Here is a 15,308-nt window from a genome sequence, read left to right as displayed (position 1 = left end):
TTTTATTATGGGGTGCTAATGGCTTACAATTATCTAATGCTTCATTATGTTTATCAAAGACCTGAAGTTCTTGACCATCCATCTCAATCTCAAAAAAACCAAATCGCCTTTATTTTTGTGATGGGATTTCTTTTCTTTCTTTGGATAGTTATTTATACCATTTACAGAACAACCCTGCAAATTAAGAATAATAAAATGGACCGAATGGAAATTGAAAACACTTTAAAAGATTCTCAACTGAATGCTTTAAAGGGGCAAATCAATCCCCATTTTATGTTTAACAGTTTAAATAATATTCGCGGATTAATTCTGGAAAATCCTGAAAAATCGAGAGAAATGATAACCCGATTGTCCGAAATGCTTCGGTATTCCCTGACCAAAAACGAGATTACAACAATTGCGTTGGAAGAAGAAATTGAAATGGTAGAAAACTTCATTGAAATTTCAAAAATTCAAATGGAAGAACGTTTGAATTTTATTTCTCAAATAGACCAAAACACTTTAAAGCTGCAAATCCCTCCTATGATCATCCAAATGCTGATCGAAAATGCGGTTAAACATGGAATTGCAAAATTAAAAGACGGAGGGCAAATATCATTAGAAACCAACCTGGAAAATAACAATTTAACCATTCTGGTTTCGAATACCGGAATGCTTACCATTGAAAAAGATTCTACACAATTAGGAATTAAAAATATCGAAAAAAGATTGTATTTAATCTATGGTGAAAAAGCTAGTTTTAAATTGCAGGAAATAGAAAATAAAGTAATTGCAAAAATAATTATCCCAATACTTTAAGTATGAAAAAAATAAAAGCTGTTATTGTTGAAGATTCCCGTCTGGCCAGAAATGAGCTTAAAGAATTAATTAAAAATCATCCTGAAATTGAAATTATCGGAGAAGCAGAAAATGTAGATTCGGGCTTTAAATTAATACAGGAAACCCAACCGGATCTACTTTTTCTGGATATCAATATGCCCGAAAAAGACGGTTTTGAGCTGTTAGAAATGCTAGACAAAGTTCCTATTACAATTTTCACAACAGCATTTGACGAATACGCCATTAAATCTTTCGAATACAACGCCTTAGATTATTTACTAAAACCGATAAATCCAAAAAGATTTGCTCATTCAATCGAAAAAGCAAGTCAAAATCTAATTGAAAAAGAAGAAAAAAACAATAAGAAGCTAACGCTAAACAATCAGATTTTTATTCGTGATGGCGAAAAATGCTGGCTCGTAAAAATTGCTGATATCTTTCTATTTGAAGTTGATGGCAATTACACCAAAATATTCTTTCAGGATGAAAAAGCTGTACTTAATAAATCATTAAACAACATTGAAGAAAAACTTCCTGATGATTATTTCTTCCGGGCCAATCGAAACCAAATTATCAATATAGAATATATACTCAAAATAGACCCTTGGTTTAGTGGTAACTTGCTCGTACAGCTTCCAAAAGAAGTAAAAGTCGAAATATCACGAAGACAAACCAATAACTTTAAAGAGAAGTTAAGTATGTAAATACATTTAAAATTGTTCAAATAATTTCGACTTTGTCATAACTAAACTTTTACTTTCAACAAATAAATTATATTTTTGTTTAAAATACATTCTCATGTTAAAAGTAGGAGTTTTAGGTGCAGGTCATCTTGGTAAAATACATTTACGCTTATTACAACAATCTGACCAATACGAATTAGTTGGATTTTACGACGAAAATCAGGAAAATGCCGAAAGAATCTCAAAAGAGTTTGGCTATAAAAACTTCAACACCATTGCAAAATTAATCCACGCTGTGGATGTTATCGATATCGTAACCCCAACTCTTTCACACTATAAATGTGCTAAGGTAGCCATCAAATCCGGAAAACATATCTTTATAGAGAAACCTATTGCCAATACTGTTGAAGAAGCCGAAGAAATTATTGCTTTAGCCAAAGAACACAATGTAAAAGGTCAGGTAGGTCATGTTGAGCGCTTCAATCCTGCGTTTATTGCTACAAAAAACATGATTGAAAATCCAATGTTTATAGAAACACATCGTTTGGCTGAATTTAATCCGCGTGGTACAGATGTTCCTGTAGTTCTCGATTTAATGATACATGATATTGATGCCATTTTAAGCGTTGTGAATTCAAAAGTAAAAAACATCAATGCAAGCGGTGTTTCTGTAATTAGTGAAACTCCGGACATTGCCAATGCGAGAATTGAATTCGAAAATGGATGTGTAGCCAATTTAACGGCGAGCAGAATTTCAATGAAAAATATGCGTAAAACGAGATTTTTTCAAAAAGATGCCTACATTTCTGTGGATTTTCTGGAGAAAAAATGCGAAGTCGTTCGTATGAAAGACGCTCCGGAAATTCCGGGTGACTTTGATATGATTTTGCAAAATGCAGAAGGTGTAAAAAAACAAATCTATTTTACAAATCCTGATGTCGAGCAAAACAACGCAATCCTTGATGAGCTGGAATCATTTGCCAATGCTATAAACACAGATACGACACCAGTTGTAACCCTGGAACAGGCAACAGATGCATTGAGAGTGGCCTATCAGATTATTGATTGTTTCGATAAATAATTGAAAACTTTTAAAAAATAAATTAGCCACGAGTTCATCAATTAATTTGCGAACTCGTGGCTAAAATCATAAATATAACATCAAATTTAAATGAAGACTATAGCTGTAATTGGTGCAGGAACAATGGGTAACGGAATTGCTCATACATTTGCACAAAGTGGTTTTACTGTAAAACTAATTGACGTTTCAGAAAAATCATTAGACAAAGGAATGGCGACTATTGCTGCCAATTTAGATCGAATGCTTTCTAAAGGAACCATCACTCAGGAAGAAGTTACCAAAACGATCACTAATATTATTACGTATACTGATATTAAAGACGGCGTTGTTGGTGTGGATTTAGTAGTTGAAGCTGCTACTGAAAATGTAGAGTTAAAACTTAATATTTTCAAACAATTAAACGAAGCTTGTTCTCATAATACTATTCTGGCGACCAATACTTCTTCAATTTCTATTACTCAAATTGGAGCTGTTGTAGCACATCCTGAAAGAGTTATTGGTATGCACTTTATGAATCCGGTGCCTATCATGAAATTAGTAGAAATCATCCGCGGATACAACACCAGCGATGAAGTTACCAAAACCATCATGGGCTTATCTGTAAAATTAGGTAAAGTTCCAGTTGAAGTAAATGATTACCCTGGTTTTGTAGCAAACCGAATTTTAATGCCTATGCTTAACGAAGCGATCGAAACCTTGTACAACAAAGTTGCGGGAGTTTACGAAATTGATACTGTAATGAAGTTAGGAATGGGACACCCTATGGGACCTCTTCAATTAGCTGATTTTATTGGTCTTGATGTTTGTCTTGCTATTTTAAATGTAATGTACGACGGTTTCAAAAACCCAAAATACGCCCCTTGCCCTCTATTGGTGAACATGGTGAGAGCCGGAAAGTTAGGTGTAAAATCAGGTGAAGGTTTTTACGATTATAGCGAAAGTAAAAAAGCAGAGAAAATCTCTAAACAATTTATACTTTCCTAAAAAGAAATACCATGTCGATAGCATCGAATTTAAATACAATCAAGTCAGGTTTACCCGAAACCGTAACTTTAGTTGCCGTTTCTAAAACAAAACCTGTTTCCGATTTAATGCAGGCTTATGATGCCGGTCAGCGTATTTTTGGAGAAAACAAAATCCAGGAAATGGTTGACAAATACGAACAGATGCCTAAAGACATTCAATGGCACATGATTGGTCATGTACAGTCGAATAAAGTCAAATTTATGGCACCTTTTGTAAGTTTGATTCATGGTGTAGACAGCTTAAAACTGTTGCAGGAAATCAATAAACAAGCATTGAAAAACGATCGAATTATTGATTGCCTGCTTCAAATACATATTGCCGAAGAAGAGTCTAAATTTGGCTTAGACGAAAACGAATTAAATGAATTACTATCTTCACCAGAATTCAAAGAAATGAAAAACATTCGTATCTTAGGATTAATGGGAATGGCAACATTTACAGAAGATCAAAACCAAATTAAAAAGGAGTTTACACATTTAAAATCTATTTTTGATTCCATAAAAGAACTGAATAAAGAAAACTGCAATCTGACTACTGTCTCTATGGGAATGTCCGGAGATTATCAACTTGCAATTGAATGCGGCAGTACAATGGTTCGCATTGGAAGCAGTATTTTTGGCGGAAGATAAGGTCTCAATATCAATCGCAATTTCAAAAATCAATTATATAAATGGAAAAAATATTCAATTTTGAGGATCGATTAGTTCGTTTTGCCGGAGAATGTATTTTCTTTACAAGACAATTAGAGAAGTTATTCGAAAATGAATATTACAAAAATCAATTGATTAGATCATCCGGAAGTGCTTCTTTAAATTTTGGAGAAGCTCAAGGTACAATAACAAACAAAGATTTTATTTTTAAACTTTCTTTAGTTGTAAAAGAATTGAAGGAATCCAGAAATTCGCTAAAAATTTTAGATTATATAAAAGAAGGTGATAATGACAAAAGGGACAAACTTCTAATTGAAGTTGAACAACTTATCGCAATTTCATCAAAAATGATAATAAATAAAAGATAATTTTTCAATGACAATTACAATAGCAATTGCAAATTTCAATTTTTAATATTGATTTTTAGCATTGACATTGATTTTTGAAATTGATATTGACATTGAAAATGTACGCAATACTAGACATAGAAACCACTGGAGGTCAGTTTAATGAGGAAGGAATTACCGAAATCGCCATTTATAAATTTGATGGCCATGAAGTAATTGACCAATTCATTAGTCTGGTTAATCCTGAAATTCCGATTCAGCCCTTCGTGGTGAAATTAACCGGAATCAATAATGCTATGTTGCGTTCTGCTCCGAAATTTTTTGAAGTTGCAAAACGAATTATCGAAATCACTACAGACTGCATTATTGTAGCACACAATGCCTCCTTTGATTACCGAATTCTACGTACCGAATTCAGACGACTGGGCTATAATTTCGAAGCCAAAACACTATGTACAGTTGAACTTGCTAAGAAATTAATTCCGGATCAACCTTCTTATAGCTTAGGAAAATTGGTGCGCGCACTTGGGATTCCAATGGCAGACAGACATCGTGCCAGTGGAGACGCAATGGCAACAACCAAGCTATTTAAGATGCTTCTGGAAAAAGATCTCGAAAAAACCATTGTAAAAGATTTTATAAAACTGGAGGTAGAAAAAGGAATTGCTCCAAAGTTCCTGGACATACTTGCTCAAATGCCAGCAAAAACTGGTGTCTATTATATTTACAATGAAGGCGGAACCCTTATCTATATTGGAAAAAGCCAAAATATAAAGAAAAGAGTCAATCAGCATTTTACAGGAATTACTACCAAAAGTAAAAAAATTCAGGCCGAAGTTTTCACCATAACTTATGATGAAACCGGAAGCGAATTAATTGCTCTTTTGAAAGAAAGTGAAGAAATAAAAATAAATCGCCCAAGATACAATCGTTCACAACGAAAAACCATCTTTCAATATGCTTTGTATGCAGAGAAAGACACTAATGGCTATATCAATTTAAAGCTTGAAAAAGCAGACGGTCGTAAAAAAGAAATTACCTCATTTGGTACTTTGCAGGAAGGTAAAAATGCTCTGTTTAGATTTACATCAAAATACCATTTATGTCAAAAGCTAACGGGACTTTATCAAACCAAAAAAGAGTGTTTTCAATATAAAATCAAAGAATGTGATGGTGCCTGTATTGAGGAAGTAACACCTGAAGTTTACAATGGCCGTGTACAACAATTTATCGCAGAAAACAGTTTCGAAAATAAAAGCATGATTTTACTGGACAGGGGCCGAAATGTCAACGAAAGAAGCGCCATTTTAATTGAAAATGGTCTTTATAAAGGATACGCCTTTTACGATCTAAATTATCAGATTACAAACATCGAGATTCTTAAAAATATTTTAATTCCGATGCAGCATAATCGCGATGTGAAAAACATTATTCAAAGTTACCTCCGAAAGAGTAAATCAATAAAGGTTCTTCATTTTTAACACTGCTAAACTTTCATTATCTTCGTGGAGATGAAAAAAACAAAATCCAAATACGACATCTTCCGGGAAAGAATCAAAATCATCCTTTATGGAACGGATACGTTTTTGGGAAGAATGTTTGATCTGGTGCTTCTTGGATTAATTTTGCTAAGCGTAATTTTGATTATGATGGAAACCGTTCAGGGAATCAATCAAAAATACCACGCTCAGCTTATCATTTGCGAATGGATCATCACCGTATTTTTTACCATTGAATATGTACTTCGAATAATTTCAATTCAAAAACCTATCAGATATGTTTTTAGTTTTTATGGTATTATTGATCTGATGGCTGTATTGCCTATGTATCTATCCATATTTTTCCCAGGAGCAAGTGTACTGTCTATAATAAGAGCCCTGCGTTTTTTCAGATTATTCAAAATCCTCCATATTCCGCAAATATCCCATCAGTCTATTCAACTTCGGGAAGCCATTGAAGCCAGTAAGGAAAAAATTCTTGTTTTTATTTATTTTGTCCTTATTAGCACCATAATAATTGGTTCTGTCATGTATTTGGTCGAAGGTAAAGAATCTGGCTTTACAAGTATCCCGATGAGTATTTACTGGACAATTGTTACCTTAACCACAGTGGGTTATGGCGATATTTCCCCTCAGACTCCTCTCGGACAATTTATTGCCGCCTTTGTTATGATTCTGGGTTATGGAATTATAGCCGTTCCAACTGGAATCGTGACTGCTGAATTTGCAAAAAGTAGTCTAAAAAACAGTGTCGTAAGCAGCAAAAAAACTTGCAAAAAGTGTAACTCACAGGTACATTTTGATCATGCTCAATATTGTTTCGAATGCGGAACAAAATTACCTAATAATTAATTCAAAAAGAGCTTCACAATCCTTACTTTAATCCATACAAGTCTATGGTTTTTGCAACCGTAAAGACTCCCAAATATGAAATATCTAATTACCATCGTCGGACCAACAGCAATAGGCAAAACAGCTTTGAGCATTGCTTTGGCACAACATTTCAATTGCGAGATAATCTCTTGCGACAGTCGCCAGTTCTTTAAAGAAATGACAATTGGTACGGCAGTCCCAACTCCCGAAGAACTTCAATCTGCCGTACATCATTTTATACAGAACAAATCTATTTTCGAAAATTACACTGTTGGGGATTACGAAAAAGAAGCGCTTTTAAAATTAGAAGAATTGTTTGTAAAGAATGACTTCTCTATTCTAATTGGCGGTTCAGGACTATATGTTGATGCCATTCTAAAAGGATTCGATGAATTTCCGGAAATTGATCCTGAAGTACGTTCTGAAATAAACGCCAACTACGAAAAGCTTGGTATTACTTATTTGCAGGATCAGTTAAAAAATCTTGATCCCGTTTACTATCAGAAGCTAACCATAGAAAACCCACAAACACTTCAAAATCCGCAAAGAATGATGCGTTTTACAGAAGTGTGTATCGGAACTCAAAAACCCTACTCTTCTTTTTTAAATCAGAAGAAAAACAACCGAAACTTCACTCCTATCTTAATTGGCTTAGAGGCCAACAGACCTGTTATTTATGACCGTATCAATCAACGTGTGGATCTGATGATGAATGAGGGATTATTAGAAGAAGCCAAGGCTCTATATCCCAACAAAGCGTTAAATGCTTTACAAACGGTCGGTTATAGAGAATTATTTAGTTATTTTGACGGAGAATTTTCGCTGCCTTTTGCCATCGAAGAAATCAAAAAAAATACCAGACGTTTCTCTAAAAGACAACTGACCTGGTTCAAACGAAATGAAGACACAAAATGGTTTGATTATGCGACAGACAGAAAAGAAATTATAGATTATATAGAGAATTCTTTCAAGTAAAAATCATTTTCTGTACTCTCTGCTCTTTACTCTATTTTCTAAATTAATCTAAAATTTAAAATTCAGCAATGCCAATATCTCCAAATTTTACTTCTGTCTTAAGCAAAGACTGGGAAATCAATTTTACACAATGCACACCAAATGGTTTTCTAAAGTATACTGACTTATGTAATATTCTGCAATTGACAGCTGCTGCGCATTCTGAAACCGGAGGCATTAGTTTTTTTGATATGCAGGAGTTTCATCAGGCCTGGGTGTTAAGCCGCATGCGCGTTGAAATTACTGCTTTGCCAAAATGGCAAGATGTTGTAACGGTAAAAACATGGATCAACAGTTTAGAAAATTCTCGTTCTGTTCGTGCTTTAGAGATGCATGTAAACGGAAAAAAAATAGTAGGCTGCGAAACGTATTGGGCTGTTTTTAACACACAGTTACGACGTCCCGAAGCTTTGGCTTTACCATACCAACATTTTGAATTATACCCCGAAAAACGTGCTACTACTGAAGGTTTTTCAAAAATAAACATCAACCACGAAAAAGAAGCGGTTTTTGAAAAAACAGTTTACCTCTCGGATCTGGACATTGTAAATCATGTTAATAACGTCAAATATTTAGAATGGTGCCTTGATCATGTAGAGGAGAAAAGAATTCTTAAACAGGAGGTAAAAAGCTTTGAAATGAATTTTATGAAGGAACTCTCGCTAAAAGATAAAGTCATCATCCATGAGAGCGAAGATGATAATCACACTCAGGCAACTTTCAGCATTACAAAACAGGAGAAAACTTGTTTTGCTTTGGAGTTACACTGGAAATAAGATACTACCCTAAAAAATATAAACGTTTAAAATTCGTGGTGATTTCCCGAATTCCTGATAAAAGAAACGAGGCATAATCGCCTCGTTTTTCTTTATAGGAAGATTACTTTGCTTTCTTCTTCGAATCTTTTTTCGTCTTTTCAGCTTTCTTTTTCTTTTGCATCAACTCAATCTTGCCTTTAATTCTTTTCTCTACTTCAATAATATCGGATTCAAAAACAAATTGTAACGTACAAAGTTTAGCCTTTTCAATTTCTTTTAGTGCTAATTGAAACTCTTGCTGTGCTTCGTAAAGAATTCCTTTCTTTACAAAAATTTCAGATTTGTTTATTCCTTTTATAGTTAAAGCAAAATCGATTAATTTTTGCGCTTCTTCAAAATCTTCATTTAAAATTAAAGTCTGAACATAGTGCGGATATACTTCGAGTGCATGAATGTTAATCATCAGGGCTTCCTGAAAATAGTTTTTTGCTTCTTCGTAATTCCATAATTGTTCTGCCTGGATCCTTCCGTACAAGCACAAAACCATTGTGTTTTTAGCATCATAAGAAAAGGCATAATCCAAAGATTCAATGGTTTCTTCTAATGAATAGGGATAACTGTCCAATGCCTGAAAAAGGTATTTATCTATTGCTTTCATGTCGTAAATCGGTTTTAAGTTTCTGACGTGTTCCTTTGTAACTTTTCTCTACCTTGTTCTTTTTAAAGTCAGTTCCTGAAAAAACTCTAATCGGATTACCCCGCTGAATGTTGAGCTGATTTTCCCATTGTTTTCCAACATGGTTTTTAAGTTGCTGTAAGGTTTCGTCTTCCAGTTTTTTTAATAATCGTTCTGTTGCCAGTTTTTTGTTTTGGTGCTGCGAACGGCTGTCCATAGCAACAACTGCAATTCCTGTTGGCACATGAGTTGCTCTGATTGCCGAACTCACTTTGTTTACGTGTTGCCCGCCCGCTCCGGAACTGCGCATGGCCTGATACTGAATATCGCTTTCAGAAATTGATGCATTTTTTTGCGGTTCAATCTCAAAAACACCAATAAACCAGTTTTTTCGCTTGTGCATTTTCCTAAACTGGCTTTGACCAATCCATTGAATCGTTCCTATCCAGGAATCAGCAAATCGGGTAGCATCTTTCCCTTTTACAGCGATGGTAGCAGTTTCTACTGTTCCGTTTTCCTGCCCAACTTCTCGCTGCAGCAAAGTTGCCTCTAATTGTTGTTCCTCTACTTCGTCCAAAACTTTTTTAAGCACCTGGGCCACTACCCAGGTGCATTCTGCCGGTCCCCGACCCGCTGTTATCTGAATTATTTTTTCCATTTCTCTAATATTTTAAGAAGCTTTTCTCTGTTCTTGGCTTCTTTTACAAATTTTGGTAAACGGGACACCAAACTCGATCCGAAATTCATTCCTGGATTTCGTTCCCTCAGCCCTGCTCCGATATACCGTTCTAAATACTCCATATGCTGCTTATTATAAGCCCAGAAAATATGTTTGTCTACTTCTATTTGAAACCAAAGCGGCAAATTATACCATTGTTCTTTCACTAAACCGTCATTACTATTTGAATTTTGCAAAACCTCTTGAATTTTTGGTTTCCATTCTTCCTGAAAATTACAATGCGGACATTTCGCTTTATACTTTTCCGGCTTTTCTTTTAATAACTGCGATTTAAATTCATATTTTCCATAACACTGATTGCAATAGGCCTTACCATAAGCAATGTATTGGTAAACGGGCTTATCAAGCTTATAAAAGCAATGTTTACACTCCAAAACTTTAGTATAACAATGCCCGCATTTACATTCTTCCGAAAGTTTGTTTTTAACTTTAGCTTTAGCATCACATTTCGGACACTGCACTAAAACCTCATGCAAAAAACTTTCTAAAAACTTATTCTCATCCTGAAATCTTTTCATACTCTTTATCTTTTTATCGGTCCATCCTAACGATCTTTGGTGTAAAAGTTCCAAGCACTTCCACCAGATCACTTTGATTTGCCATCACTTTTCTAATGTCTTTATACGCCATAGGCGCTTCGTCAATATTTCCTCCAATTAAGGTTACCTCGTTGGCTTTTAATACCTTTTTAATTTCACTTTGAGTGAAGTTACTTTTACACTTCGCTCTTGAAAACAAACGCCCTGCGCCATGCGAAGCAGAGTTTAAGCTTTCCGCATTTCCTTTGCCTTTTACAATATAACCGGGCGCCGTCATCGAACCGGGAATAATTCCCAATTGGCCTTCCGCAGCAGGCGTTGCACCTTTTCTATGTACAATACATTCCTGACCGTTTACCATTTCTTTCCAGGCAAAATTGTGGTGATTTTCGATTGTTACCACTACTCTTTTTCCAATTGCTTTGGCAATTCGTCGATGAATATCATCATGACAGGCTTTCGCATATTCTCCTGCTAAATTCATAGCCAGCCAGTATTCCTGACCGTCATGCGTATTTAAATCCAGCCAGGCCAAATGTTGAACATTTTTTGGTAATGGACATTGTTTTGTTGCCAAATAGGTATAATGTTTGGCAATGTTTGCGCCTAATCCTCTGGAACCGCTGTGTGAAAGAACGGCGAAATATTCTCCTTTTTCGAGCTTCCATTCGTTCTCCGGATTTTCAATTTTAGCAATTCCGAATTCCACAAAATGGTTTCCTCCGCCAGAGCTTCCCAGTTGTTTGTAAGCCTTCGGTAAAAGATTCTTTAACAATGGAATATCCTGAAATTCACTTTTATAAAAAACATCATGATCGACTCTTGAAGCATGAGTTTCATACATTCCAAACTTGGTATTGTCTTTCAAAATTGCTTCCAACTGGTGTTCCTTTCCTTTAAAATGCGAAGCCGGTAAATCAAAAATAGAAAGACTCATCCTGCATCCGATATCCACTCCAACTCCGTACGGAATTACGGCATTATCTGTTGCTAAAACCCCTCCAATTGGCAGTCCGTAACCCGAATGTGCATCCGGCATCAATGCTCCGGCTACTGAAATAGGCAGTTTTAACGAATCATACAACTGAAATTTTGCTTGTTGATCAATCTCATTTTCTCCAAAAATTTTAAAAGGAACTCTTGTTGCCTTCAACTGATGCATTCTTACCTGAACTGGTTTTATCAAACCTTCAGCTACTTTACCCCAGGTTCCGTTGCCTTCATATTTTTCAGGATGTAACAATACATCTTTAGCTTCTGTCAGGATAGATTCTTTTTTCTCTCTTTTTCTATATCTGTTGATCTGCCCTAAGGCGATATTTATTGAATTGTTTTTTGGAAACCCTAATTTAATCAGGTCTTTTCCAGATAATTTATTTCCCATGATTTATATCATTTCGTCCAGATATTGCTGATACAATACTTCCAGACTTTTATTTTTAATTGGGTTTTTCTCTTTTGGATTCTCTGTTTGACAATACCATGATGGACGAGAATAACCCAGAACTAATCTGTTTATTTTATGGTTTAAATGATGATTGAGGATATAATTTTCTAAAACCCGAAGTTCACTTTCTAAATCTGAATCAACAGATTTCTTGTGTGTAATCATATAGGGTTTTACACACAAAACAAATCTCCAAGGTTCGTTAAACGTATAATAACTTATATCTCTCTCAAAAACACTCGACCATCTTTTGGTCAATGTAAAATAGGATTTCTCGTTTTCAGTCAAATTTATCTTTTTGCTATTCCAATCATATATGGAAATTTGCTTCAAAAACTGTTTTGATGGAACAGAAATTTTCTTTCTAAATTTTCGTTTAGTTTTATTAAAGGATTTTTCATTTGAAAATTGATAAGTATTAATTTTTTCCAACAGATTTATAAAAAACACTGCATTGGGATCTATCAATACATCAGATCTCAAAACAAAAAACCTAAACCAGCCTTTTTGATAAGGTTCGTCTAATGACACTAGAGGTAAATCCCTAAAAGCATTAAACAACAGCTTTCTTTGTTTAAAATGTTGACGTAATTTTTTTTCGAAATCCTCTTTTACCAACCTTTTCTTCTTTTTTTTACTTTTAAAACGACTGCATAATGCATACTCGTTCTCAGTGTAATTTTCCATTCGAAAAAGTATACTAAAATTAAATTGCTCTGTCTTTTATCCTTGTGGATAAATAATAAATCGGTTTTCGGGAAAATTTGAAGTGTCTAGAATAAAAAAAAGCCCGAAACAAAATGTCTTCGGGCTTTATATATCTAAAAGTATATTTCTAGGATTGAAATAAGCCACGAAGAAGCGTTGCACCAAATTCATTTGATGTGAAGCTCTGTGATGTAGATGTAAATACAAACATTTTTTCTTCGTTTTTAAAGGGTTATTATTTTTTTCGTCTGCAAATATTCAGAATACTTTTTTGATTTTCCAAATTTATTTTAAGAAAAATCATTACAAAAAATTTATTCATATTAATCTTAAAGCCAAAAAAAAGACTACAGAACTCAAAATCAAAAAGATATAAATCGTATTTTAAGAATATTTTTCTTGATATTTTTTTACTTAACCGCAAAGAATGCAAAGGAAAAAACGCAAAGTTCGCGAAGCTTTGAGGTGAACTCTTTGCGAACTTTGCGAAAATCGTTGCGTGCCTCGCAGTTAAAATTCTGCATAAAAAAAGTCCTGATTTCTCAGGACTCTAATATTTTTTTGTTTGGTTATATTTTTTGTTATTCTGCAACTTTACTTTTAACAACTAGTCTGAAACCTTCACCGTGGATGTTTAGGATTTCAACATCTTCATCCGCTTTTAGGTATTTTCTAAGTTTGGCGATGTAAACATCCATACTTCTTGATGTAAAATAGTTATCGTCTCTCCAGATTTTAGTTAAGGCTAATTCTCTTGGCATTAAATCATTTTCATGAAGAATTAACATTTTAAGTAATTCATTCTCTTTTGGAGACAATTTAATCGGTTCTTCGTTTTCAAATGTCAAAAATCTAAGTTTTGAATTTAAATGGAATTTACCAATATTAAACTCAAACTGAACCTGTTCTGCTTTTGTATCAGCAGATTTTCTTTGAATGATTGCTTTAATTTTCATCAACAAAACTTCTGAATCAAAAGGCTTATTCAAATAATCATCAGCACCAGCTTTGTATCCTTTCAATACATCTTCTTTCATTGACTTAGCCGTTAAGAAGATAATCGGCACTTCACTGTTCTTCTCTCTAATTTCTTTGGCTAAAGTATAACCATCTTTATAAGGCATCATTACATCGAGAATACATAAATCATATACATCCTTCTTGAATTTTTCAAAACCTTCCATACCGTTTTTAGCTAAAGTAACTTCAAAGTCATTTAACATTAGATAATCTTTAAGAACTGCCCCGAAATTAAGGTCATCTTCTACTAAAAGTATTCTTTTGTTATTATTTTCCATATTTTAATTTATTAATGGTATTTTTATTATAAAGGTGCTACCTTTTCCTTTCTCGCTTTCAACATATACTTGACCATTGTGATCTTCTACTATTCTTTTTACATAAGCCAGACCTAAACCGTGTCCTTTTACATTATGCAAATCTCCTGTATGTTCTCTGTAAAACTTCTCAAAAACTCTCTTTTGAGCTACCTTACTCATACCAAGACCATTATCTTTTACTTTTATCAGAATCATGTCTTTTACATTCTCTGTAAAAATTTCTATCTCAGGCTTACCAGGAGAATATTTTATTGCATTTTCTAAAATATTAACCAATACATTCGTAAAATGCACTTCATTAATCAGACTGGTTGTTCTTGCTGCATTAAAATGCTTCACTACGGTACCTTCTCTGTCCTCTAAAATTAAATTTACATGTTCAATGGCATCATCAATGATATCATGAATTGCAGTTGGCTCTTTTGTAATATCTAATTCTCTTTTTTCTAACTTAGAGATACGAAGAACGTTTTCTACCTGGGCATGCATTCTTTTATTCTCATCCCGAATCATTTGAAGATAGCGAAACACTTTCTCTTTATCTTCAATTATCTTAGGATTCTTAATGGCATCAAGTGCCAGATTAATTGTCGCTATCGGAGTCTTAAACTCATGCGTCATATTATTTATAAAATCGGTTTTGATTTCAGAAATATGTTTCTGACGCAGCAATTGATTTAGTGCACTGGTGTAGGCAACTATAATGATTAATGTGAAAATTATTGAAAGTATTGTAATACTTAATAATTCAGACAATAAGAATTTCTTTTTATGAGGAAACGTAAGAAACAATTCGTATTTACTATTCCCTTCATTATCCGTATAAATTGGCACGTGGTAACTTGCGTCTTTATCATAATGAAATCCATCAGATCTTACTTTCGTCGCAAGACCATTATTAAGAACACCATATTCAAATTTGGTTTTTACACCATATTCTTCCAGTTCTTTTTTTAAGAGTTTTTGAAGTTTATCCTTTGTTATTCTACCTTCTATCGGCGTTAGAGAAGCAATATCTTTGTATTGAATTTGCTGTTGAACTTTATTTAATATATCAAGGCTTCCCGATTTTTCGATTTTTAAATCTGGTATAATACTTTGTCCTAAAG

At 34.0% G+C, this 15,308-nt stretch carries 17 protein-coding genes; 10 read left to right on the top strand and 7 right to left on the bottom strand.

Translation table 11 applies throughout. The features are described 5' to 3' along the window. From FLA105534_RS18920 to FLA105534_RS18875, 10 genes are all read left to right on the top strand, one after another. Positions 1–798 (top strand): sensor histidine kinase (locus FLA105534_RS18920; RefSeq protein ID WP_173967649.1); only part of this gene is annotated, 798 nt, incomplete at its 5' end. Positions 799–800: 2 nt separating this feature from the next. Next, entirely contained in the window at positions 801–1,523 is a 723-nt protein-coding gene (locus tag FLA105534_RS18915) for a LytR/AlgR family response regulator transcription factor (protein ID WP_173967648.1), read from the top strand. Positions 1,524–1,617: 94 nt separating this feature from the next. Continuing rightward, positions 1,618–2,583 carry a Gfo/Idh/MocA family protein gene (locus FLA105534_RS18910; RefSeq protein WP_173967647.1) on the top strand — a complete coding sequence of 322 codons (966 nt, stop codon included), beginning with the start codon at positions 1,618–1,620 and terminating at the stop codon, positions 2,581–2,583. A 90-nt stretch (positions 2,584–2,673) separates the two neighbouring features. Next, complete coding sequence (locus FLA105534_RS18905) at positions 2,674–3,567, top strand: 3-hydroxyacyl-CoA dehydrogenase family protein (RefSeq protein WP_173967646.1); 894 nt, start codon at positions 2,674–2,676, stop codon at positions 3,565–3,567. An 11-nt stretch (positions 3,568–3,578) separates the two neighbouring features. Next, positions 3,579–4,238 (top strand): YggS family pyridoxal phosphate-dependent enzyme, encoded by a 660-nt coding sequence (locus tag FLA105534_RS18900; protein WP_173967645.1) that lies wholly within the window; start codon positions 3,579–3,581, stop codon positions 4,236–4,238. 41 nt (positions 4,239–4,279) lie between these two features. Further along, positions 4,280–4,627 carry a four helix bundle protein gene (locus FLA105534_RS18895; protein ID WP_173967644.1) on the top strand — a complete coding sequence of 116 codons (348 nt, stop codon included), beginning with the start codon at positions 4,280–4,282 and terminating at the stop codon, positions 4,625–4,627. A 98-nt stretch (positions 4,628–4,725) separates the two neighbouring features. Further along, positions 4,726–6,087 carry an exonuclease domain-containing protein gene (locus tag FLA105534_RS18890; protein WP_173967643.1) on the top strand — a complete coding sequence of 454 codons (1,362 nt, stop codon included), beginning with the start codon at positions 4,726–4,728 and terminating at the stop codon, positions 6,085–6,087. 30 nt (positions 6,088–6,117) lie between these two features. Then, entirely contained in the window at positions 6,118–6,957 is an 840-nt protein-coding gene (locus FLA105534_RS18885; protein WP_173967642.1) for an ion transporter, read from the top strand. 75 nt (positions 6,958–7,032) lie between these two features. Continuing rightward, positions 7,033–7,953, top strand: coding sequence for a tRNA (adenosine(37)-N6)-dimethylallyltransferase MiaA (miaA, locus tag FLA105534_RS18880; protein WP_173967641.1), 921 nt, complete (start codon positions 7,033–7,035; stop codon positions 7,951–7,953). Positions 7,954–8,021: 68 nt separating this feature from the next. Continuing rightward, positions 8,022–8,768: an acyl-[acyl-carrier-protein] thioesterase gene (locus FLA105534_RS18875; protein WP_173967640.1), complete on the top strand. Its 747-nt coding sequence runs from the start codon at positions 8,022–8,024 to the stop codon at positions 8,766–8,768. 103 nt (positions 8,769–8,871) lie between these two features. Here FLA105534_RS18875 and FLA105534_RS18870 read toward each other — a convergent pair whose 3' ends face one another. From FLA105534_RS18870 to FLA105534_RS18840, 7 genes are all read right to left on the bottom strand, one after another. Next, complete coding sequence (locus FLA105534_RS18870; protein WP_173967639.1) at positions 8,872–9,408, bottom strand: tetratricopeptide repeat protein; 537 nt, start codon at positions 9,406–9,408, stop codon at positions 8,872–8,874. Next, positions 9,392–10,084, bottom strand: a complete 693-nt coding sequence (gene prfH, locus FLA105534_RS18865; RefSeq protein ID WP_173967638.1) for a peptide chain release factor H — start codon at positions 10,082–10,084, stop codon at positions 9,392–9,394. The genes FLA105534_RS18870 and prfH overlap by 17 nt, the downstream gene beginning before the upstream one ends. Then, on the bottom strand, positions 10,072–10,683 hold the full coding sequence (locus FLA105534_RS18860) for a hypothetical protein (protein ID WP_173967637.1): 612 nt from the start codon (positions 10,681–10,683) through the stop codon (positions 10,072–10,074). The genes prfH and FLA105534_RS18860 overlap by 13 nt, the downstream gene beginning before the upstream one ends. Positions 10,684–10,696: 13 nt before the next feature. Next, positions 10,697–12,088, bottom strand: coding sequence for an RtcB family protein (locus tag FLA105534_RS18855; protein WP_173967636.1), 1,392 nt, complete (start codon positions 12,086–12,088; stop codon positions 10,697–10,699). A gap of 3 nt (positions 12,089–12,091) precedes the next feature. Further along, positions 12,092–12,838 (bottom strand): hypothetical protein, encoded by a 747-nt coding sequence (locus FLA105534_RS18850; protein WP_173967635.1) that lies wholly within the window; start codon positions 12,836–12,838, stop codon positions 12,092–12,094. Between the two features lie 602 nt (positions 12,839–13,440). Further along, positions 13,441–14,157 (bottom strand): response regulator transcription factor, encoded by a 717-nt coding sequence (locus tag FLA105534_RS18845; RefSeq protein WP_173967634.1) that lies wholly within the window; start codon positions 14,155–14,157, stop codon positions 13,441–13,443. 3 nt (positions 14,158–14,160) lie between these two features. Next, positions 14,161–15,308, bottom strand: a 1,148-nt coding sequence (locus FLA105534_RS18840) for a sensor histidine kinase (protein WP_173967633.1), incomplete at its 5' end; no start/stop codon positions are given.

The organism is Flavobacterium collinsii, assembly GCF_902804485.1.
Lineage (GTDB): Bacteria > Bacteroidota > Bacteroidia > Flavobacteriales > Flavobacteriaceae > Flavobacterium > Flavobacterium collinsii.
The sequence above is the reverse complement of the archived record's forward strand: the minus strand, read 5'-3'. Positions and strand labels throughout refer to the sequence as shown.